The organism is Clostridia bacterium (assembly GCA_026414765.1).
Taxonomy (GTDB): domain Bacteria; phylum Bacillota; class Clostridia; order Acetivibrionales; family DSM-27016; genus SKW86.
The window spans coordinates 79,752-100,705 of record JAOAIJ010000023.1 but is presented as its reverse complement, the minus strand read 5'-3'; the positions used below and the strand labels follow the sequence as shown (position 1 = coordinate 100,705).

At 39.7% G+C, this 20,954-nt stretch carries 21 protein-coding genes and 1 pseudogene; 8 read left to right on the top strand and 14 right to left on the bottom strand.

What is annotated here, in order from left to right; all coding sequences use genetic code 11:
* Positions 1–28 precede the first annotated feature (28 nt).
* From N3I35_10090 to N3I35_10060, 7 genes are read left to right on the top strand one after another with little or no spacing between them, the layout of a single operon-like run.
* A complete protein-coding gene (locus N3I35_10090; protein MCX8130436.1) occupies positions 29–655 on the top strand; it encodes a glycerophosphodiester phosphodiesterase family protein in 627 nt (208 codons plus the stop codon).
* Positions 652–1,287: an HAD family phosphatase gene (locus tag N3I35_10085; GenBank protein MCX8130435.1), complete on the top strand. Its 636-nt coding sequence runs from the start codon at positions 652–654 to the stop codon at positions 1,285–1,287. Before N3I35_10090 ends, N3I35_10085 begins: the two co-directional genes overlap by 4 nt.
* The gene (locus N3I35_10080) at positions 1,284–2,024 is read left to right on the top strand and encodes a glycosyltransferase family 2 protein (protein ID MCX8130434.1); all 741 of its coding nucleotides are present in this window, start codon (positions 1,284–1,286) and stop codon (positions 2,022–2,024) included. The genes N3I35_10085 and N3I35_10080 overlap by 4 nt, the downstream gene beginning before the upstream one ends.
* Positions 2,024–2,833, top strand: a complete 810-nt coding sequence (locus tag N3I35_10075) for a methyltransferase domain-containing protein (protein ID MCX8130433.1) — start codon at positions 2,024–2,026, stop codon at positions 2,831–2,833. Before N3I35_10080 ends, N3I35_10075 begins: the two co-directional genes overlap by 1 nt.
* Positions 2,834–2,854: 21 nt before the next feature.
* Entirely contained in the window at positions 2,855–3,175 is a 321-nt protein-coding gene (locus N3I35_10070; protein ID MCX8130432.1) for a hypothetical protein, read from the top strand.
* Positions 3,176–3,211: 36 nt separating this feature from the next.
* Complete coding sequence (locus N3I35_10065; protein MCX8130431.1) at positions 3,212–3,985, top strand: glycosyltransferase family 2 protein; 774 nt, start codon at positions 3,212–3,214, stop codon at positions 3,983–3,985.
* On the top strand, positions 3,982–4,848 hold the full coding sequence (locus N3I35_10060) for a WavE lipopolysaccharide synthesis family protein (protein ID MCX8130430.1): 867 nt from the start codon (positions 3,982–3,984) through the stop codon (positions 4,846–4,848). The genes N3I35_10065 and N3I35_10060 overlap by 4 nt, the downstream gene beginning before the upstream one ends.
* Before the next feature lie 28 nt (positions 4,849–4,876).
* On the opposite strand, the gene N3I35_10055 is transcribed toward N3I35_10060, so the two are convergent.
* The 13 genes and pseudogenes from N3I35_10055 to N3I35_09995 form a co-directional block, all read right to left on the bottom strand.
* The gene (locus N3I35_10055; GenBank protein MCX8130429.1) at positions 4,877–5,263 is read right to left on the bottom strand and encodes a hypothetical protein; all 387 of its coding nucleotides are present in this window, start codon (positions 5,261–5,263) and stop codon (positions 4,877–4,879) included.
* Positions 5,247–6,779 (bottom strand): NTP transferase domain-containing protein, encoded by a 1,533-nt coding sequence (locus N3I35_10050; GenBank protein ID MCX8130428.1) that lies wholly within the window; start codon positions 6,777–6,779, stop codon positions 5,247–5,249. The genes N3I35_10055 and N3I35_10050 overlap by 17 nt, the downstream gene beginning before the upstream one ends.
* Before the next feature lie 12 nt (positions 6,780–6,791).
* Positions 6,792–7,367: an SIS domain-containing protein gene (locus N3I35_10045; GenBank protein ID MCX8130427.1), complete on the bottom strand. Its 576-nt coding sequence runs from the start codon at positions 7,365–7,367 to the stop codon at positions 6,792–6,794.
* Between the two features lie 43 nt (positions 7,368–7,410).
* The gene (locus N3I35_10040; GenBank protein MCX8130426.1) at positions 7,411–8,097 is read right to left on the bottom strand and encodes a hypothetical protein; all 687 of its coding nucleotides are present in this window, start codon (positions 8,095–8,097) and stop codon (positions 7,411–7,413) included.
* Between the two features lie 22 nt (positions 8,098–8,119).
* Complete coding sequence (locus N3I35_10035; GenBank protein ID MCX8130425.1) at positions 8,120–9,298, bottom strand: glycosyltransferase; 1,179 nt, start codon at positions 9,296–9,298, stop codon at positions 8,120–8,122.
* A 17-nt stretch (positions 9,299–9,315) separates the two neighbouring features.
* A complete protein-coding gene (locus tag N3I35_10030) occupies positions 9,316–10,023 on the bottom strand; it encodes a hypothetical protein (GenBank protein ID MCX8130424.1) in 708 nt (235 codons plus the stop codon).
* Positions 10,024–10,042: 19 nt separating this feature from the next.
* Positions 10,043–11,011 carry a glycosyltransferase gene (locus N3I35_10025; protein ID MCX8130423.1) on the bottom strand — a complete coding sequence of 323 codons (969 nt, stop codon included), beginning with the start codon at positions 11,009–11,011 and terminating at the stop codon, positions 10,043–10,045.
* Between the two features lie 3 nt (positions 11,012–11,014).
* A complete protein-coding gene (locus N3I35_10020) occupies positions 11,015–13,081 on the bottom strand; it encodes a glycosyltransferase (protein ID MCX8130422.1) in 2,067 nt (688 codons plus the stop codon).
* Between the two features lie 40 nt (positions 13,082–13,121).
* Positions 13,122–13,796: a glycosyltransferase family 2 protein gene (locus N3I35_10015; protein ID MCX8130421.1), complete on the bottom strand. Its 675-nt coding sequence runs from the start codon at positions 13,794–13,796 to the stop codon at positions 13,122–13,124.
* An 87-nt stretch (positions 13,797–13,883) separates the two neighbouring features.
* Positions 13,884–14,945 (bottom strand): annotated as a pseudogene (locus N3I35_10010) (glycosyltransferase).
* Between the two features lie 36 nt (positions 14,946–14,981).
* Entirely contained in the window at positions 14,982–16,073 is a 1,092-nt protein-coding gene (locus tag N3I35_10005; GenBank protein MCX8130420.1) for a glycosyltransferase, read from the bottom strand.
* A 60-nt stretch (positions 16,074–16,133) separates the two neighbouring features.
* Complete coding sequence (locus N3I35_10000; GenBank protein MCX8130419.1) at positions 16,134–16,976, bottom strand: hypothetical protein; 843 nt, start codon at positions 16,974–16,976, stop codon at positions 16,134–16,136.
* Positions 16,977–17,098: 122 nt separating this feature from the next.
* Positions 17,099–19,240: a lectin like domain-containing protein gene (locus tag N3I35_09995; protein ID MCX8130418.1), complete on the bottom strand. Its 2,142-nt coding sequence runs from the start codon at positions 19,238–19,240 to the stop codon at positions 17,099–17,101.
* A gap of 319 nt (positions 19,241–19,559) precedes the next feature.
* Between N3I35_09995 and N3I35_09990 the strand changes: the two genes are divergently transcribed.
* Positions 19,560–20,564 (top strand): GDP-mannose 4,6-dehydratase, encoded by a 1,005-nt coding sequence (locus N3I35_09990; GenBank protein ID MCX8130417.1) that lies wholly within the window; start codon positions 19,560–19,562, stop codon positions 20,562–20,564.
* Between the two features lie 49 nt (positions 20,565–20,613).
* Here the strand turns inward: N3I35_09990 and N3I35_09985 are convergent, their stop codons facing one another.
* Complete coding sequence (locus N3I35_09985) at positions 20,614–20,877, bottom strand: DUF3343 domain-containing protein (protein ID MCX8130416.1); 264 nt, start codon at positions 20,875–20,877, stop codon at positions 20,614–20,616.
* Between the last annotated feature and the right edge of the window lie 77 nt (positions 20,878–20,954).

Genomic DNA, 20,954 nt, shown 5'->3' with positions numbered 1-20,954 from the left:
TTATATTATTAAGATAAAGGTGATATCAGTGAATATTCTGGCGCATAGAGGCTTTTGGACAGAACAGCACGAAAAAAATTCGATGGCAGCTTTCAAAAGAGCATTCGATGCAGGTTTTGGTGTAGAAACGGATATTAGAGATAAGGACGGAGAGCTTGTGATTTCTCACGACATACCTTTGAATTCAGTTACCACCCTGCATGAGTTTCTGGAAATATATAAACAATACGGTAATCAACCATACCTTGCATTGAACATCAAGGCAGACGGCCTTTGCAGGCTTCTGAAAGAATATCTTGATAGCAGCCGGGTAGAAAACTATTTTGTATTTGACATGTCAATACCTGATGAACTGGAATACATAAAATCAGGATTAAAAGTGTTTACCAGGCAAAGTGAATTTGAGCCTTTACCTGTTTTCTATGAGAGTTCAAAAGGCGTATGGATTGACTGTTTTGAAAGCGACTGGATTGATTATGCCAAAATAATGGAGCATTTAAGCAATAAAAAACAAGTCTGCATAGTATCTCCCGAGCTTCATGGCAGACCAGCTTTCCCTGTTTGGTCCGCTTTTTGCAAAGCACCGATTAAGCAGAACAATGAAGTTTTTATCTGCACTGATAGCCCCGAAAGCGCACGGAGGTTTTTCAAATGAGCAAGATAAAAGCAGTTATTTTTGATATGGACGGTGTTTTGATTGATGCAAAGGAATGGCACTACGAAGCATTAAACAGAGCACTTTCATTATTTGGCTATGAAATAAGCCGCTACGACCATCTATTTACCTATGACGGACTTCCTACAAGAAAAAAGTTGCAGATGCTTACTTTGGACAGGGGGTTACCATCCTCACTCCACAGTTTTATCAATGAACTTAAGCAAATGTATACGATGGAGATCGTACATGCCAGATGTAAACCTTTATTCCAGCATGAATTTGCCTTATCAGCTTTAAAGACAAACGGGTATAAGCTTGCAGTCGCTTCAAACTCAATACGTCACTCTATTGAAGTTATGATGCAAAAAAGCAATCTAATACAATACCTTGATCTGATAATGAGCAATGAAGATGTGAAAGCAGCAAAGCCTGATCCGGAAATATATGAAAGAACCATCTCAAAATTAGACTTGACCCCTGTTGATTGCCTTGTGCTGGAGGATAATGAAAACGGAATCAAAGCTGCAAAAGCTGCAGGTACACATGTAATGATTATAAACTCGGTAAGTGATGTTTGCTATGACAACATATCATCAGAAATAAAGAGAATTGAGGAACTGATTCAATGAATGTATTAGTGCTTATGGCAGGAAATGATGATAAATTTAGTGAAAAAGGCTATCCCTACCCCAAAAATCTGATAGAAGTCAATAGTCTTCCCCTTGTTCAAAGAGTTTTAGACAGCTTGAAAAGTCTTATTGGTGGCGTTGGCAAACCCATATTCCTGTTAAGAAGGGAGGAAAATAGAAAATTCCACACAGGAATGGTTATCAAGCTTCTTCTTCCTGAAGCTCATATTATAGATGTAGGGTCTTTAACAGGTGGAGCTGCCTGCACTGCCCTTTTGGCAATTGACCGGATAAATTCCTCCGAGCCTTTACTGATAGTCAATGGCGATCAAATATTGAATATTGATATGGCTGGCTTGATCAGAAGCTTCCAAGGCAGGGATCTGGATGGAGGAATAGTGGTATTTGAAGCTTATCATCCAAGGTGGTCATATGTCAAATGTGATGAAAACGGCTATGTTGTAGAAACCGCTGAAAAAAGGCCTATAAGCAAATTGGCTACAGCAGGGGTTTTTTACTTTAAGAAGGGTGAGGATTTTGTCAAAGCTGCCATGTCCATGATAAAAAAAGATGCCCATATCGATGGAAAGTTTTATGTCTGTCCATGCTTTAATGAAATGATCCTGGAAAGAAAAAGAATCGGTGTAGAAAAAATAAAAAGAGAGGCTTACTTTTCATTGGCTAATCCCAAGGGCATCGAGGAATATGAACAGTATTTGAATATGGAGGTAAAATAATGAATAGTTATGATTCATACATAAATATGCAAAAAAGCTTATACGAAGATACAAACATACCTTCAAAACAAATAGTAGGCCATTATGAGTGGCATGAAATGGTTCCCTATGAGACTTTTCTCTTATATAAAAATGGAGATATAAGGCAGCCCATTATTAATGAAACTCATGATAAAACAGCCTTGGATTTTGGATGCGGTCCCGGCCGTATGGTAAAAAGAATGGAAAAATACTTCAAAAGGGTGGATGGAGTAGATATATCAGAAAGATTGATCAAAGAAGCAAGACAGAATTGCCCGGCCGGTAATTTTTATGTTTCAAAGGGAGATGACCTTGGGGATGCACCAGTCAACACATATGATTTTGTTTACAGCACTATCACTATGCAGCACATAGCCGTCAGATCCATAAGATTGAACATACTGAAATGCATCAGAGAAGTTTTGAATGATAAAGGTGTAGTAAATATTCAGATGGCTTTCAGCAAGGATTTTCCTTATAATTCTACAAATGTACATGATATTTCCAAAGATAAGAAGGTATTTGTAAAAACCCTCGATAATACTCATGCTTCATGGTTTGAGGACAGAACTGATGCAAGTGCTACAAACAGCGGTTGTGATGTAGGAATTGGCCCTGCTGACGTCCCACTGGTAGTAGGTGATTTCTATAAGTATTTTAAAAACATAAAAATCTGGTTTTATGATTACACACTTTTAGAAATCAAACCTGAAAGCATTACTCACAGAGTTTATAGTAGAGACTATTACTGGGCAACCCACTATATTTTCATATATGGTGAAAAGTGATTATCATCAGTGGAGGCAGATATGGAATTAAGAAGGTTGGAATCAATGATAAACGGGTGGTTTGTTGGTAATTTCGAGCCTTCCCTGTATAAGACAAAGGAAGTTGAAGTGGCTGTAAAAGAATATATGGCAGGCGATTATGAACAGCCCCATCTTCATAAAATCGCCACAGAAATAACCGTTATTGTTTCCGGGGAGGCAGAAATGAACAATATACGTTACATGCAGGGTGACATTATAGTTTTATACCCCGGTGAAGTTACGGATTTTAAAGCTGTTATGCCTACAACCAGTGTTGTTGTAAAGATACCCGGTGCAAACAGCGACAAATATCCTGTATAAATCTCCCACAAAAAGAAGTTTTGAGGAGGATATGATATGTTGAATATCGTCATACCTATGGCAGGCAGAGGCAGCCGGTTCAGCGCTGCAGGATATGAGCTTCCAAAGCCTTTAATACCTGTACACGGCATACCGATGATACAGGTTGTAATAAACAATCTGAAACCTGAGCAGGAACACAGGTTTATTTTTCTTTGCCAACAGGAACACATTGACAAGTACAACATACATAAAATATTACTGTCCCTTGAGCCATGTTGTGTTATCGTTCCTGTGGACCGGCTCACTGAAGGAGCTGCCTGTACAGTATTACTTGCAAAAGATTTTATTAATGATAACAATCCATTGATGATTGCAAATAGTGACCAGTGGGTAGATACGGATATTAATATCTATCTCAGCCATATCGCCGGCGGAGATATTGACGGCCTTATCATGACTATGAATTCGGATGATCCCAAGTGGTCATATGCCAGGTTGCACAACGGCAATGTTATTGAAGTAGTTGAAAAGCAAGTGGTATCAGATGAAGCAACTGTAGGTATATATAACTACCAAGAAGGACGCTGCTTTGTTAAAGCAGCAGAAAAAATGATTGAAAAAGGCTTAAGGGTAAATGGAGAATTCTATGTTGCTCCCGCATATAATGAAATGATTGATGCAGGTATGAAAATCTCATATTATAATATCGGCAGCGAATTTAACGGAATGTACGGCATCGGAATCCCCAGCGATCTGGAAAGATTCCTGTCGCATGAAATATCGGAAAAGGCAGTATTAAAACTAAAATTTATTGAGAGGTCAATATGAAATTGGAAAACAATTACGGAATACTTATTCAAGGTCCTGTATACCCGGTAACCGTCTCAATCATAAAGCATTTTTGCAATCTGTATGGAAGCAATTCAGTAATAGTCTCCACATGGAAAGACTCTGAACCTTGTTTTCTGGAAGCAATAAATACCCTGACGGAAAACCTTGTATTGAACACCTTACCCGAATTCCCTGGAAAAGCCAACAGGAATGCACAAATCGCAAGTACAATCTCCGGTATCAAAAAGGCGAAGGAAATAGGGATGGAGTATCTGGCAAAAATAAGAAGTGATTTACTTATTGAAGATAAATACTTTATGCAAAAATGCCACTCACTTCTGGAAACTTATTCAGATGGACAGTATAAAGATTTCAAACTGCGTAAAAGGCTTATAGTTCCAAACATATACACAAGAAAATACCTGTTTTATCATCCTTCAGACTGGTTCATGTTCGGTCATATTGATGACCTGTACACCTATTGGGATCTACCAATGGATTTAAGAAAACTAAATTTTACCATCAGAGGTCTTGCAGAAGACGCAAGCAAAACTGCCTGCTTTCCTGAGATCTACTTCTGTAAGGAATTCTGTAAGAAAATCGGATGGAATACTACAGATACCTTTGAAGACAGTCTAAGCTTATTTAAAAATATCTTTATAGTATTTGACCACCAGTTTTTCAGGTTCAATTTTGCCAAAGGGCCTATACTTGAGAAATACTACGGTTCAATGGAATGCTATGAAGTACTTAATTTCTCTTACTGGCTGGGACTTTATCATGACTTGATTGATTTGCGGGAAGAAGCATATGAATTCAAGCAAAAAAACTATATTTCAGATATCTTAATATCAACATAAACTTTAATGCGTTTATCAGCCGATTCACCTAAAGATTATTTTTCCTGACAAAAAAGGAAGGCGGTATTCCCCCATCCCGTTCAACATTTACAGCATAAGCCGTTATTAATCCTGACGGCTTTTTATCATTTATGAGAATTCTTTCACCATGAGGTACACCCATGATAAGATAATTCCATCTCAAACCACTGCCGGCAAGTGCACATTCCGTCTCCATTCTGTAGACTTCATCCCTTGCAGTCAGAAGTATTACTATATCTTCATCTCCTATGCCGCGGAACAATTCACTTATTCCGGGCAGCAAAGCATTATCCTGCTTCAAGTATCCATTATGTTTAAAAATTGTACCGTCTATATCCAGAATCCATGTCTTAGGTAATAGACTTAATTGCAGAGGTTTATGCCCGGTATGCATCAGCAATCAACTCCAATCCCTTGAAAAATGCACCAAAGATTGAATCCACATCATCTACGGCATATCCTGAAAGCGAAATCCATATCAATCCATGAGCCAAATCAACAGCCCTCTTTTCAAGCCCGGTTTCAGTGTAAAACAAGCCTTTGAACCTACTCCATGGTGATTCTGGTATATTTAGTTCAATTTGTTTATTGAATATCCTCAAGGAAAACCTTTTACGGTTAAACATATCATAATTTCCTTCAATCGAATAAAAAAGCTTATAAAAATCATAATTGGGATCTCCATACAGAAGCTGATTCCCGAAGTACCCCCTTGGATCAATAAACCAGGCCTTTAGATCCCTGTCTACTATAATGTTTGAAAATGTAGGATCACCATGAATCAAAGTAAAATCCGCCCTGGGCAAAAATTCCACTATCTGGTGCAGTTCCGCCATATGCAGCGGATGCAGAATGTTCTGAACAGGCTTGCCGTTTACAATATACTCATCATAAAAAAAATTATCAAACATAGTCTTTATTCTGTTAAATCTGGAGATTGTCTTTTCTATATATTCCCCTTTTATGTCATCAATATTGTTTGGGGTTAAAGCCAGTGAGTGTAAATGCTTAATCTTCCCTATGATATCAGCAAGAATTTCTTCTTTGCCCGAATCCTGCACATCCAGCTCGAAGGGGTGCACACCGTCAATATATTCCATGGTCAGAGGATCGGTACTATATACCTGGGGGATGTAATTACATTTATGTTTTTCAAGCTCCCTGTACCATTGAACCTCTTTTTGGATAAGATGCTCAAAGGAGTCCACTTTGGCTTTTTTTATAACTTTATTCCCTGTAACTGTAACATTATTGAAAAAACGGGTAACACATTTTCCCCTGTGCTCTTCCAGAGCTGTTTCAGTCCCGACTTCAAAACAATTCTCAATACAAACCGCTTCAAGCTTTGCACTTGACTGGCTTAAAAACCGTACGAATTCCCCGCTTTCCGGTATAGTTCCTATTTCCGAAGGATTACCGAAATAAAAAAAGCCCAATACGCCGTTCATATCAGCAGCTATTTCCTTAAGTTCATTATTTACCATGCTCCACCTGCATTTCAGGTTATAGCTGACCCCTACTGTATTGGCATGATATTCCCGAAGCCTAACGCATCCGGTAAATTGCAGGTCACTCCATACCAGTGCAAATGGTGTATCCCTATCCGGCAGCAGTCCTACAGCTTCCTGGATCCCAGAACAGGTTCCCGTACCCGATGCTTTAATCAAAGTGACCTTCCCTTCGGGTGGAAAGGACTTTATATACTTTTCCAGGATCTCATAGTGATAATCGCCTATAACTATGAATTCAGCACCGGGAAACGCTTCAAAGAGGCTATAAAGCATAGGTTTACCATTTAATGAAACTAGACATTTGGGTTTATTCCATGTATTGTGTCCCAGCCTGGTTCCCTTTCCTCCCGCCTGGATTATTACATATTTTATATGAATACCAGAAAAATCCTTTTCCATAATTCAAACCCTCTACATCAATTTTCCTAAAGCACCACCAGGATGCGTCCTTACAAAGTCTTTTTTAGTAAAACCATTCTGTGAACTGATAGCTACAGCAAAGGATTGAAGAATGCTCATATATGCCAGTGATGAAGCTACAGGCGCTATTCCCAGATGGTCAGCTTCAGAAACCACAGGAATATATAACCCCAATCTTGAGATTTTATCCAGTGGAGATTCCGGTTTTGAATGTATTCCTATTATATTATTGAAATTTATTTGCTTCAGAGCATGTAAAAATACCATAAGTTCATCTGTCGATCCGCTCTTGGATATAGCCACAAGAATATCACCCTTTGAAAAAAGAGCCATATCGCCATGCACGGCATCTACCGGGTGTATATAAATACTTCTGAGACCAAAAGAGCTAAAGGTAGATGCTATCTTTGCTGCTACATGTCCATTCTTTCCAATCCCGGTAAAAAAGCGGATGCCATTGCATTCCAGCAACATTTTAAGCGCATCTTCCACCTGTTTTTTATCCATGTTTTCATAAGCATACTCCAGGGTTTTTATCTGTTCTTTTATACTAACTTCCCACTCCATTGCCATCCCCCTTAAGATAACAGCAGATCCGGCCCTTCCTTTTTCACACCTTTAGCCTATCCTCCAGCGACAAACACATTCTTCTCTTGAAAACTGCCGCATCCCTGTTCCAGTAGCTTCCGAATACAGAATCGTATATATCTGCATCTCTTTTGTTTACAAGATAGTGTCTATGCTCAAAGGTAGTCATGTCAGATTCCCTGTCATCCTTTAACAATCCTTTTTCTTTTAAATTTATATATAGTTCAGAGTCACAGAAAAGCTGCCTGTACTCCGGATGATAAATCACGTGATTCAATTCCTTCAAACAGTTATAGGTCATTATAGGAATAGTTATTGAGGGCAGCCCTTTGTTTTTAATGTTTTCCTGATATCCGTCCCTTACATACAGACAACCGCTAAAATCAGCAAACTTATTTATGAGATATTCGTCCCATGCTTCCGGTGGAAAAATATCGTCTGATGCAAGAACTACAACATCCATGTCATCAGCCTTCAACCTGGATGACAGGCAATACGCAGGATATGCCATACCTATCCTTTCATCTCCCACTATTATTGTCTCTAAGCTGTATTTTTCTCCGTAAGGCCGGATAATAGCCGCATGTTCTTCAGTGTTTAGCGCTACCATTGTCTTTACATTTTCTGTACAACTACACTTAGCCATCCAATCGCTGTGTGTCTGCATAAATGTCTGGGGTCTGATAGTGCACCATAATATATGGATCATTGCATTCATCTCCATTTTTATATTATTGCTCAAGCATTGACTTCATTTGATTCACATTATACATACGATGGAATTTCTGCCATGTATTGTCTCCCATACAGTATTCACTTGTTTTTCCCGCTATTGCCCTCAAATTATCTATGGCATCATCATAATCCGCATGGATAACCAAAGCTTTTAAAAAGTGACGCTGAGCCTCACCTATGTCCCCTTTCAAGGCATAGCATTCACCCAGATAATTCTCTATAAGGTGGTCAGTATTACCACATGAATTATAGATTAAAATTGCCCCGTCATAGTTACCTGTCAGCAAACTAAAAGTTCCCAGCAGAAACTTTCTGGTATTCTGATTATTCACTGATTTCCCTGTCTCCACTAATGCAAAAGCACTTAAAATCAGCTCTTTAGCTTCATTTACCAATCCCCTTCTGAACATAATCACAGATGCAATTGCCAATGCTTTCGCCTGACAATCCAAATCTTCTTCTTTGTTCCAACCTATTTCGGGAAACAGCTCCTCCAGGCTGTATACCCTTAATATCTTTCTTATATATGAATAGTAGGTAGTATAATCATAGGCCCTGTAAGAAGTACTGCTATAATTCCGACGGTATAAATACAGCGGTTCGGGTACATGTACTGTAACCCAATCCCTGCATATCTGAAGAAGCAGGTCGTTATCCTCACCTATTATCAGAGTTTTGTCATACCTGAGATTTTTAAAAACTTCCCTACGCACCATCATGCTTCCCCCGCAAACAGGTGTCCCTGTCTTGAAGAAATACCTTACTGCCCGTTTCCTTTCTATGTTTCTATTCACAAAATAACCTATGGGACTGTCGTTCTCATCGATTAACATGACATCTGAATGCACTAAACCAACACTTTCACATATAAATTGCCTCTTAAGAATTTCAAGCCTTCCGGGCAGTGAAATATCATCAGCATCCTGAAGTGCAATAAAGCTGCCCTTTGCCATATCAATACCGAAATTTCTGGCCGAAGCCGCACCAGCTTTTTCCTGCTTGAAATACTTGATTCTCTGGTCTTCAATGGAAAATATGATTTCTTCACTGTTATCAGTGGAACCATCATTTACAATAATCAATTCCAGCTCTTTTTCTGTTTGTTCCAATATGCTTGTGATAGCTTGCCGGATATATCTGCCCGCATTGTGGACAGGCATGATTACACTAATCATCTACCATTCTCCTGAACTTAATTAATAACTTTAAGTCTTTCTTCCAGTGTCAGCTTTCTTCTTCTCTCATATTTTTCTTCTTCAGTTTTCCATAAGGAATTATACATGAGGTCTATAGAATCCATAGACCGTTTATTTACGGCATAATGCCTGTGCTCAAATATTATGCGGTCTGTTGCCCTTACATCCTTCAACAGCCCCAGTTCTTTAACATTCAGATAAAGCTCATTGTCACAGAACATTTGGATATACTCAGGATGATAAATAATCCGGTTGAGCTTCAGCAGGCATTCAAAAGTCATAATTGGCAATGTCACAGGAACTGTTTCATTGCGGTTAAAATCATGGAAACCGTCTCTGACTAAAATGCATCCGCTGAAATCCGCAAACTTTTCTTCAAGGTACTGGTCCCAATCCTTTGGAGGAAAAAAATCATCGGAAGAAAGAATTACTATATCCTTTTCTCTGGCCTGAAGTCTGGAAGTCAGACAATAAGCGGCATATGCCAAGCCTTTTCTCTCATTCCCTATTACTATGATATCTTCCTCCATTATTGGATAAATTCCGTAACAATTGGCTTCCTCCATTATTTCTCTTTTCTGTTCTTCCGTGTTGACTGCTAATAACAGCTTTACATTCTGTTTTTCCTTACACATTTCCATCCAATATTTGTATGTATTTACAAACACGTTTGGCCGTATAGTACACCAAAGCAAATAAAACATGCCCCATCCCCCTTATTCCCTACTGCTCGCCGTACCCCTCCATAACCCCCCTATATATTTCCAGGTATTTATCAGTCATAGTCGATACGGTAAAATTCTGGATGATGAATTCCCTTAATTCTCCCGGCTCAGGGAAGTTTGCTTCCTGCAGCTTTACTGCCATTTCATCCACCGATTGGCATATCAGATACGGGAAACCTTTAAGTACTTCAGGAACTGCACCGTGAGCCAAGCCTAATACCGGTGTCCCACAGGCCATAGCCTCAATCATTACAAGACCGAAGGGCTCCTCCCATAATGTAGGGAAAAGTACACACTTTGCATATTTGAGCAGTATTTGCTTTAATTTACCCGCTACCGGTCCTGTATACTGAAGCTCCGTATTTCTTTTAATCAGTGGTTCTATTTTATCGGAAAAATAATCCTTTACGTGAGATGGTCCCGCCATTATGAGCTTCATCCCCATTCTATCCGCTATATCCAGAGCACAATGGGCGCCTTTTGCAGAAGTGAGTGTCCCAAGGTAGAGCAGATAATCATCCTTAACCGCACTGAATTCAAACTCTTCAGGCCTTAATCCGTTATACACATAAAAACCAGAGTTTCCTCCGTAGAGCTCAAGAGCCCTTTTGCTAACATATACCGGATATCTGACATTATTGTTTGAAGGAATATGGACAGTACACACAGTCGGTACAGGAGGCTTCAATCTTCCTATCAGTGAATAATGCGTATGGTCGTGTATAATGCCGGTATTCTCAGGAAGAGCTTCCATCACACGGTTCACTATTTCATTGTAATTCCAGGCTTCCCTATGTTTGTAAGGAATAAGCCTTGCACCCGTCTTACTGCCCTCTGGTGCAAAAATGTAAACCTCATGACCCCTTCTGACAAGTTCCTCCGTCAACTCATAGACTATCTTTTCCAGCCCACCGTAATTTCCGGCAGGAAGCGGATATACATCCGGTGCAATCTGTACTATTCTCATGCTTCATTCCTCACACTCCAGTATTTTTCTATACAATTCAATATATTTGTCTGCCATAGACCTTGCGGAAAAATTTCTTTCGACGTATCCGCGCAGCTCTATAGAATCGGGAAATTTCTTTTCTATTACCTTTTTTACCATATCATCAGCCGAGTGACATGCAAGTTCAGGAAATCCTTTCATCACTTCTGGTACAGCTCCATTTGACAAAGCTACTACAGGTGTACCGCAAGCCATTGCTTCAATCATTACAAGGCCGAAAGGTTCGTCCCATGACGTAGGAAAAACCATACACTCTGCTTTTTTGAAAAGCTGCTGCCTTTCCTTTCCGCCTACTGCCCCTACATATTGAACGTTTGGATTTTTTTTCATTCTGGGCTTTATTTCATTCTCAAAATAATCCCAATAGAACACAGGCCCTGCTATTACCAGTTTTTTCCCTGTTTTCTCCGCAATATCCAGTGCATGCAGTATACCTTTATGCCACCTCAATTCTCCCATGAACAGCAGGTATTCCTCCTTTTTCCAGCAGTATTCGTATTCACGGATATCTATACCGTTATAAACATAAAACCCTCTATTCCCTCCTATTACCTGCAACGCCCTCCTGCTTAGATAGACAGGATATTTCACAGGATTCAGCCTGGTATCGTGAATTGTACACACTGTCGGTATATCCGGGTTTTTGATCCCCATAAAAGATGGGTGAGTATGGTCATGGATCAAATCCACTCCTGATGGAAGTGTTTGTAGAACAAAATCCGTTATGTCGGGTGATTTTGACTGGTACGGAATAAGATGTGCACTTGTACGGCTACCATGAGGAGCATACAAATACACTTCATGGCCTGATTTTACCAGTTCCTCCGTCAGGTCATAGACAACCCTCTCTATGCCCCCGTAATTCTTAGGCGGAACAGTAATAAAATTTGGTGATACCTGTACTATTTTCAGCCTTTGCCTGCCAGTCACCGCAACGTTTGACTTCCCACTCCCATGCTGCTTAATAAAGCCCTCCATAAACTCTTTGTTGAAAAGCATCCTATCATCACCAGGTTTATATTTCAGAGCTATTTCATTGTGTTCAAAGGATTCTTCGTATTTGCCGAGGTGAAAATAGCAGACACACAATTGTATATGCGGAAGCCATGTCCAGCAGGCATCATTATAATAGTCATAAGGATTTTCCGGTTTGTTTAATTGTGAAGCTGTCTCATACCAGAAAGCAGCTTTGGCATATTCTTGTCCGTCCAGATATATGCCTCCCAATCGGCAGCAAAACTCTGCCCTGGGCACTCCATACCGGAAGGATCTGACTATGGAATCAATCTCCTTATCCTTATCGCCCAATCGGGAATAAATCTCAGCCAGCTTGTGGCAAGCAAATAATTTGTCCTCAACACTTCCTTTCGTATTCTCTAAAAATCGCCCAAAGTATGCAACAGCATCATCGTACCGCTGCATTTCCATACACACAGAAGCATAATCGTACAAATCCCAGGGTGTCAGGTCCTCCCCCAGCTCAATACTATTTTCCAAAAACAGCAGGTTCCTATTCAAATTACCGCCCGGTGCTTTGCCTGTAATTTCTATATCTGTGTCAATAACCTTACCACTGGCATTCAAGTGCCAGTATATACCCTTATGCCACTTTCTGAAACCGGAGTTTTTGATCAGCCGGACACGCCTTAGCCGGACAGCTTCCATACAATCTTCATTAAGAACCATCCTGTACGGCATTGTTACAGTGTCTACCGATACATCCATATCCCGCTTTAATATCAGCAACTTCCTTTTGTCATCCTCACTTATGACATCAGAATCATCAAGCCATAATATGTAATCCATTGAAGCCTTTTCAAAGGATAGGTTTCCGGCTTCTGCAACATCGTCGATTCCTTCGCCAGTGAATATCTCTGCTGAATACTTTGAAGCAATCTCTATTAACTTTTCAGATGCTTCAGTTGCCACTATTATAGTCTCTTCTGCTATACCCTTCACACAATCCAGACAGGTTTCCAAAGAACTGCTGTTCTCATCTGTAAAAATACATAAGCTGATTCTTACCATTTTATTCTCACCCATCACATACATAGATTAGCATTAATGTTTATTCCACCCATTCCACGAGGTTAGGCCGTTCATCCATTATGGATTTATATTGTCCTAAATTGCCGTACTTCCCCTCAGGGTCCAACTCCATGTATCTTAGGTATTTCCTGATACGCTCATCCGGATCAATCCAGCCCAAATGTTTAAGTCTGAGCTCCGACCTTTTACTGGGTAAATCCATCACATTGCGTGGCAGCCTTCCGCAGTGTTGGGGAGTATTCTGCCATCTGTAGCTGTAGTCCTTTCTGTATTTGACCAGGAAAGGCCAGTATATATAATGTCCAATCCAGTAATTATCCTCTCTATAGTGCGTATCATTCCAGAAATCATAAAGCCTGAACAAATAAAGGTCTACATCATTCTGTTCTATCATTTTTCTGATTTCATGCCTGAATCTGCTTTCAAAAACCTCATCAGCATCAAGGCTTAGTATCCAGTCCGGGTTTGTTTTTACTGTTTCCTCCCACTGCTGCTTCCTTAGTTCAACCTCATTTGAAAACTTTGAAATTTTATTCTGCACCAGCCTTACGGGTATTCCCTTTAATACCTCACAGCAAATCTGTACAGTGTCATCAGTGCTTCCATCATCTATAATCACAGCCTCGTCTATATAGCTTCTGTGCTCTTCAAGGACCCTTCTCAAATACCTTTTTCCTTCATTTCTGACTATCATGGACAATGTGAGTTTTGCTCCCTGCTTATTTTGCTTTGGAAACAAGATATTTACAGCTTTTTCGGAAAGCTCATTCTTCCTGTATAGTTCCTCAAAGAATTTCCGGTTTGAAATCACCGAAGGATCATCAGTCTTGAACTCCCCAGCTTTATTATTGTATTTGATAGATTCTTCTAAATTTCCTATCCGGTAATGGCAGACGCACAATTCTATACAAGGCAGATACCCCCAACAGTCCAGCAGGAAAAAACCCCAGTTTCCCTCAGGTAATTTTTGACTTACCGCAGTCTTAAACCAATAAATCGCCTTTTCATAATCGCAGACATCCATGTAAAAGTATCCCAGCTCACAGCAAATTTCCGCCCTTGGTGTACCGCTGTATTCAATCCCCCTCATCAGGGCTTTGAGTGCGTTCTTTCTGTCATTTGTGAGTTTATAGCATTTAGCCATTTCATAGCATGAACATATGTTATCCTCAACCCAGCCTTCTTCTGTATCAAGGAATTTATTGAAATACTCTATGGCCTCTTCGTATCTGCCGTTATAATATAGCTCCTTTGCAAAATAAAAAAGATTCCTTGGACTGAAAGTTTTATTCTGTTTTTTCATACTTTCAAAGATTTTCAGATTTCTGCCCCGAGCAGAATGAGTCCTCCTGTGAGTAACACACACGTCTGAATTGATAATGTTGCCGCCGGTTTCCAGATATTCGTGGATAGGATCGATCCACTTGAAGTTTCCGGATCTTTTTAAAAGCCTTTCTCTAAACAGAGATAGAGTAGTATTTCCCCGCTCATCGAAGGAGTAGTTATATTTCATCATTACCACATCTATCGATGGATCCAAAGCCTGCTTCAAGTCATTGAACTTTTTTCTGTCCTGTTCCAGCAGCACATCATCTGCATCAAGCCAGAAAATATAGTCCTTAGTCGCCTTTGAAAAGGAGAAATTCCTTGCAGCAGAGAAGTCATCTATCCACTCGAAATGGAATATCTTGCCGGTAAACCGTTTCGCTATTTCTATAGTCTTATCAGTAGAACCGGTATCTACAATAATTATCTCATCCATAATATCAGAAACCGATTCAAGGCAGTTTTCCAAAACAGCCTCTTCATTCTTTACTATCATGCATAAGCTGATTGAAACCACATTACCACTCCTATCACCAATGATTCTGTAATCATTTTATGGTGACAATGCAGTTTGTGACCCTGATTTATAGCTAAAATATTGTTTATTCATTAAAACCTGTACATCTTCAGGCTTGCACTGTGCAGCCAAATCATTATATTTTACTGCCTTTTCCATATCACCAAGTCTGTCATAACAAACTGCAAGCTGTATGCATGGTATGAAGTCCCAGCAGTCTACAATATCAAATCCCCATAAGTGCTTTGGTTTTTTTACTGTGAGTGCCTGCTCATACCAGTAAATTGCAGTGTGATATTCCTTTTTACTTAAAAAGTAATGTCCCAGTTCACAGCAAAATTCCGCCCTTGGAACAGTATATTCAAAGCTTTTGAAAATGTAGCCCATCATCTTGTCATATTCTTTTTTCCGCTTATAGCAGATTGCCAGACAGTAACATGTATTTAAGCTGTCTTCCAAAAGTCCTTTTCCTGAATCCAGAAATCTGGTAAAGTACATGATAGCTTCATCATACCTTTCATGACTATACAGCTCTCTTGCAAAATAATACATGTTTCTTGGGTTCAATTCCTTACCTTCCGAAATCATTTTTTCGAAAATCCTGATATTCCGGTGATTTATCCCAAATGGTTTCGTATGAGTGACACAAATATTGGCTACAGCTATTTTCCCGTTCACATCCAGATATTCATGGATAGGGTCTTTCCATCTGAAGTTCCTGCTTCTTTTTAAAAGTCTCTCTCTATAATGTGCTATTACTACATTGCCATTTTCATCATGGCTGTAATTGTATTTGAAAAGCAATACATCTATACTTGGATCCATACTGTACTTCAAGTCTCTAAATCTTTGTCTGTCTGTATCAAGAAGGACATCGTCGGCATCCAGCCAGAAAACATATTCTTTTGTTGCTTTGGAAAATGAAAAATTTCTGGCAGTAGAAAAGTTGTCTTCCCATTCGAAATCATAAATATTTGATGTATATAGAGAAGCTATCACCTTTGTTTTATCAGTAGATCCGGTGTCTACTATAACTATTTCATCAACAAGATCATAAACCGATTCAAGGCATTTTCCTATATTCGCCTCCTCATTCCTGACAATCATGCAGAGGCTTATCGTTAACATCCTTCCACCCCCATTATGTAATCTATGAGGGAAATGCACTGCACTTCCCCCATATTTTTACTAACTCCTGATAATCTCCACTTCACATGTTGATACAGCTGTGTCTGACTCTCCAGGCATGTTCACATTTCCTATCAGGGCTATACCTACCTGGGTCTGATTAACCCTCCTGTTACCGGTAGAAGTTCCTCCTGCTCTGATATTCACTTCGGCACCTATGGTCAATTGGTTCCTTACCCCCAGTTCACAACGGTCTTCACAGCAGTCCAGAGGCGGCTGTGGAAGTGTCAGTAAACTTATTGTCGGGTTGGTAAACTGTTCAAATGTGTTGTTTTGCAGCCTGAGCCATGCCAGTTTGCAAAGACTTACAGCATTGTTGGTAGCACCGTTCAGCAATACAATACCGTCTGTAGTAAGCGCTTCCAGATTACCGGTCTCAAGACCTCCATTCTCTACATTTACCTGTACACCAATATTAGTAGAGTTCTGCAGCAGCTGGCTGATAATATTAGACATCTGATCTACACACAGGCATCCTACGACACACCCTGGCCCTGTTGCTCCTGCTGGTCCCGTCGGCCCTGTCGGTCCTGTTGCTCCTGCCGGTCCCGGAGGTCCAATTGGTCCTCTTGGTCCAGTAGGACATATTACAGGACATGGTGGTTTAGGTGGACATGGTGGTTTGGGCGGACATGGCGGCCTCCCGTGGTGATGTTTTTCATTGTCTTCCTCTTCGTCATCGTCATCGTCATCATCATTGCAACTGTGCTTTACACTGTTGTATTGATTATTTTGCTTCCATTTTTCATATTCAATTTGTTCTTTTAGAATTTCCAGATTATTCTTTGCAGGGTCATTGCAATGCCCATCCCATTGATAAATTTCTCTTTCTTTATTCTTCATCTTATACAATCTCCCCCCTTATCAAGTAACGTTAATACAGGATATGCAACGTTGACATAACTTGTGATTGTCTGTAATTCAAACTCAGGAACTTAGTCATAATGCGTCTCCTTGCCAGCAAACTAATTACATGATCCGGCAGCCAGTACTCTTAACTGTGCTTTACCTCTCGATTCGGCGAGTACGTTGGTATCATACTCACAAAAAACATAATCCCCATTAACCGTACAGTTTGTTGATGCGCCGGCTATATCAGAAGAGAGACTTGACTGTCCCGGAGCATATAACTCAACCTGTCTGTTGAAGCTGAATGAAGAATTATAATAGATCTCCTTTTCATTATCCACAAGCTTTAACCATGCCTCAATCGAAACAGTAACCAATGCTTGAATCATTCCTTTCATATCGGGCACAGTAAGTGCATTGATATAGCTTTTCATACCGGTAATTACACAATCGGCTGAAGATGGAGCTGTGTTTGAGTTGAGTATTGTTTTCCAGTTGAAAGAAACTCCGTAATGCTGTGTAAACTGATAGGTATCCAATACCATGTTGCTTTGCATGCATATTGTTTCAAGGACTGCTGTTGTATGAGCAATAGTTTTTTCAGCAGTCTGATCACTTGTAACAAAAGCTGTATTTGTTATAATTCCGGCAGCGAGAGTCTTAACAGTAATGACAATAGTAATTTCTGCATTTGCTGACAAAGTTCCTATATTTGCAGTCAGCACTCCCGTATCAGGGTTGTATGCACCCAGACTGGCAGAAATAAAGCTCGTTTCACTTGGCAGTTTATCAGTCATCACTACATTTGTAGCTGTACCAGTACCTTTATTGGTTACTTTGATACTATATGTCAAAATATTGTTTATCATAACCGGGTCAGGCAGGTCGTATTTATCTATCACAAGATCGGCCTGAGGTACACTCCCTCTGGTAAACGCTTTTATGCACATGTTACCGAGATTATAATCATATAGATCTTCCCATGTACTGCCGTCAGGACTTGCATAACTTTCTCCGGGATAGCTTACTGCTGCACTGTCATAACCGATTAGTCTAATTTCTGTTGCAGCTAAAACCCCATACCCGATTTTAGTGAGCTTAATAACGACGGAAAAGCTCTGACCATTTGTAATCGGAATAGGAGAATCCAATATAATCGTGTGGTATCCGGCATATAGGAAAAATCCGGCAATCCCACCGGAATAAACTCCGCTCGACGGATTTCCAGGAGCATTATCCCTGTATATGCTGATTTCATATTCAGAACCGGGATAAATAGTGTAAAAACCGATTGCAGTTAAAGGTTCATCCGAAATTGCTGTGAAAACATTAGCCATCCATATGCTGTCATTCAAACCTCCATAAGTTACATTGCCAATATGCCCAAAGGGGTCATACTGGTAAACAGATGCAAAATTATCAATTTTCTCGGCATTACTAAATACAGAAAATTCCTGAAGATTTACATCATAGTATGATGCATAGAAATATCCCGCTTCTCCCCAACTTGTACCCCAGCTGTTCCTAAGTATAAAAGCTCCGTTCCCCGGTGCTTGCGGAGTAAAATTTGCAGCAGGATAATTGTCATCCCATCCTATAAAAGCAACTGCATGATTAGCATTGTCAGGTGCCGGACTGTAGTATGAAAAATTTACAGGATTATAGCAGGCATCATTCCAGTTCATAGCTGTGTATACTGCACCATAATCCATAATTGCCTGCTTTATTGTGTCATTGTCAAGGCTCCCTGTCCTGTCCGGCAGATTTAAAACTTCCTGTATATGCTTACGCGGCGGCATGGGGTTAGGAACAGGATTATAATATGGATCATCAGATTCATACACCGGGCCACTCCACCTTGCCATATAAGCCGTGGATATCTGACTGTTTCCCCCTGTATCAGGCCCCCAATCAAACCCATGCGTATTTATCAGGTTGTTTTCTGAAAAATCATAAGTCTCTTCCGGAAGCTGACATGACTCCATGGAACCAAGTGTTGCAAATGCCCAGCAGGTACCATGTGGTCCCTGATTTTTAACCGGTGTCAGCTTTTCTGGCGATACAATTCTCAAATCGAAGGAAGCCGGTAAAGCTTCAACTGATTTCTGTCCATTTTTTACCTGAGGCACCTTGACCGGAACCGGAATGTGCCCCGGGATAAAACCACCAGATTGAATATTCATCTTATTATTGCTAAAAAAATCTAAAAATTCCTGGCTGAGTGGTGTTTGTTTAAGTTGATACTGACTATTCGGCATAAAAATACACCCTCTCCTATTGAAAATACACGATGAATTAGTAGACATATTAATCTACTAACATATTATGTTTACCGCAGCAAATTGTGATTAGCTTAAGAATTGGGTATTTGCAATAATAAACAGACACAATAACCAGGCACACTTAATAATATAGTAGTATACATAATTTATTAACCTTAACCCGGGGTAGTATGACCATATCTTACCAATACATATTTCAGAGCTTATCAGTATGTCAGCTGCTGTTTAAATTCCAAGCGTCAGATAAGCATTCAGAAAATTTATGCTTTAAATTTTGTAAAGGGGGGCATTTTGCATGAAGGTTTTACTTGCTGCCGGAGGTGCAGGTTTTATTGGGAGCTTTTTCATAAAATACTTTTTAGGCCGTAATAAGAATTTTTTAGTTGTAAACATTGACAAGCTTTCACATACAGGTAATTCAGCAAATTTAAGGGAACTTGAAGACTCACCGAGATATCATTTCATAAAAGGCGACATATGCAACTATGAACTTGTTAACTATGTACTTAAAAAATATAAACCTGATTTTGTAATTAACTTTGCGTCAGAATCGCCGAAAAAAAATCTCTCGGATACTGACAGGTTTATTGAACGGCCTACAATGTTTGCAGAAACAAATATAATGGGTACTATGACTCTTCTCGAAGGACTAAGGTATATCTGGAATCGGCGTAGTTTTAAAAGCAGCAGATTTATTCAGATTTCCACAGATGAAGTGTATGGTATCGGAGAGAATCATTCAAAATCAGATAAAAACTATATTCTGGAAGAGTCCCCTGTTATTCCGGAAACATCCTTTTCTGCTTCAAAAGCAGCTGCAGATCTGATGGTCAGCGCATTTTCCAGATCCTACGACATACCTTCCATAATAGCACGATGCTGTACAAATTATGGTCCACACCAACATACGGAAAATTTTATTCCAAGGTTTATACTAAATGCATTGGAAGATACTCCTGTACGTATATCCGAAGAAGATTACAGGATTAAGGAATGGATTCATGTACAGGATAACTCAATTGCCCTTATCAGAGTATTATTCTATGGAAGGCCTGGAGAGACTTATAACCTTGGTACAGGCGAAGAGGCCTCAAATGTTGATATAGCAAGAAAAATACTTAAGCATCTTAATAAGCCAGAAAGCATCCTGGATCATGTACCTGGTACATTAAAAGAGCCTAGACAGTTGCTGTTGAACAGTTGTAAATCCAGAAGCCATCTCAACTGGTCAAGCAGAATAAGGTTGGAAGACGGTCTGAAAGAAATGGTTCAATGGTATAAAAACAACTTTAATAAATAAAGATAAAAATAAACGAGCACATGATGATACTCGATCATGTGCTCGTTTTTCAGATAATTATTTCCGTATACTGGCTGTTGTTTGGGTAGATAGTTTCCTTATAAACCTTTATTCCGGGTAAACCTGACTGTCTAATGATCCGCACAGCTGATTGGAAATCGCTGTCCTTAAACTTGACACCCAGATTACATAAATCTCTGAGTATAGGTCTTGGCATAAATGCTAATTCACACTCAACACCTTCACTTTTCATCCTTCTCTCTAATAAGAAAGCATGAGCTCTTGATTGAAGAGCAGTGTAATAAAATACCATTTTAATCACCCCAAAGGAAAGTATATAGAAATGCAAGCTATAGTCTGGCGGCTCTATGCCTTAAAGATAAATAGTCA

Excerpts from the sequence above, each read along its gene's own strand:
- N3I35_10085 (MCX8130435.1), top strand. The coding sequence starts at position 652 with ATGAGCAAGATAAAAGCAGTTATTTTTGATATGGACGGTGTTTTGATT.
- N3I35_10080 (MCX8130434.1), top strand. The coding sequence starts at position 1,284 with ATGAATGTATTAGTGCTTATGGCAGGAAATGATGATAAATTTAGTGAA.
- N3I35_10075 (MCX8130433.1), top strand. The coding sequence starts at position 2,024 with ATGAATAGTTATGATTCATACATAAATATGCAAAAAAGCTTATACGAA.
- N3I35_10070 (MCX8130432.1), top strand. The coding sequence starts at position 2,855 with ATGGAATTAAGAAGGTTGGAATCAATGATAAACGGGTGGTTTGTTGGT.
- N3I35_10065 (MCX8130431.1), top strand. The coding sequence starts at position 3,212 with ATGTTGAATATCGTCATACCTATGGCAGGCAGAGGCAGCCGGTTCAGC.
- N3I35_10060 (MCX8130430.1), top strand. The coding sequence starts at position 3,982 with ATGAAATTGGAAAACAATTACGGAATACTTATTCAAGGTCCTGTATAC.
- N3I35_10055 (MCX8130429.1), bottom strand. The coding sequence starts at position 5,263 with ATGCATACCGGGCATAAACCTCTGCAATTAAGTCTATTACCTAAGACA.
- N3I35_10050 (MCX8130428.1), bottom strand. The coding sequence starts at position 6,779 with ATGGAAAAGGATTTTTCTGGTATTCATATAAAATATGTAATAATCCAG.
- N3I35_10045 (MCX8130427.1), bottom strand. The coding sequence starts at position 7,367 with ATGGAGTGGGAAGTTAGTATAAAAGAACAGATAAAAACCCTGGAGTAT.
- N3I35_10040 (MCX8130426.1), bottom strand. The coding sequence starts at position 8,097 with ATGATCCATATATTATGGTGCACTATCAGACCCCAGACATTTATGCAG.
- N3I35_10035 (MCX8130425.1), bottom strand. The coding sequence starts at position 9,298 with ATGATTAGTGTAATCATGCCTGTCCACAATGCGGGCAGATATATCCGG.
- N3I35_10030 (MCX8130424.1), bottom strand. The coding sequence starts at position 10,023 with ATGTTTTATTTGCTTTGGTGTACTATACGGCCAAACGTGTTTGTAAAT.
- N3I35_10025 (MCX8130423.1), bottom strand. The coding sequence starts at position 11,011 with ATGAGAATAGTACAGATTGCACCGGATGTATATCCGCTTCCTGCCGGA.
- N3I35_10020 (MCX8130422.1), bottom strand. The coding sequence starts at position 13,081 with ATGGTAAGAATCAGCTTATGTATTTTTACAGATGAGAACAGCAGTTCT.
- N3I35_10015 (MCX8130421.1), bottom strand. The coding sequence starts at position 13,796 with ATGATAGTCAGAAATGAAGGAAAAAGGTATTTGAGAAGGGTCCTTGAA.
- N3I35_10005 (MCX8130420.1), bottom strand. The coding sequence starts at position 16,073 with ATGTTAACGATAAGCCTCTGCATGATTGTCAGGAATGAGGAGGCGAAT.
- N3I35_10000 (MCX8130419.1), bottom strand. The coding sequence starts at position 16,976 with ATGAAGAATAAAGAAAGAGAAATTTATCAATGGGATGGGCATTGCAAT.
- N3I35_09995 (MCX8130418.1), bottom strand. The coding sequence starts at position 19,240 with ATGCCGAATAGTCAGTATCAACTTAAACAAACACCACTCAGCCAGGAA.
- N3I35_09990 (MCX8130417.1), top strand. The coding sequence starts at position 19,560 with ATGAAGGTTTTACTTGCTGCCGGAGGTGCAGGTTTTATTGGGAGCTTT.
- N3I35_09985 (MCX8130416.1), bottom strand. The coding sequence starts at position 20,877 with ATGGTATTTTATTACACTGCTCTTCAATCAAGAGCTCATGCTTTCTTA.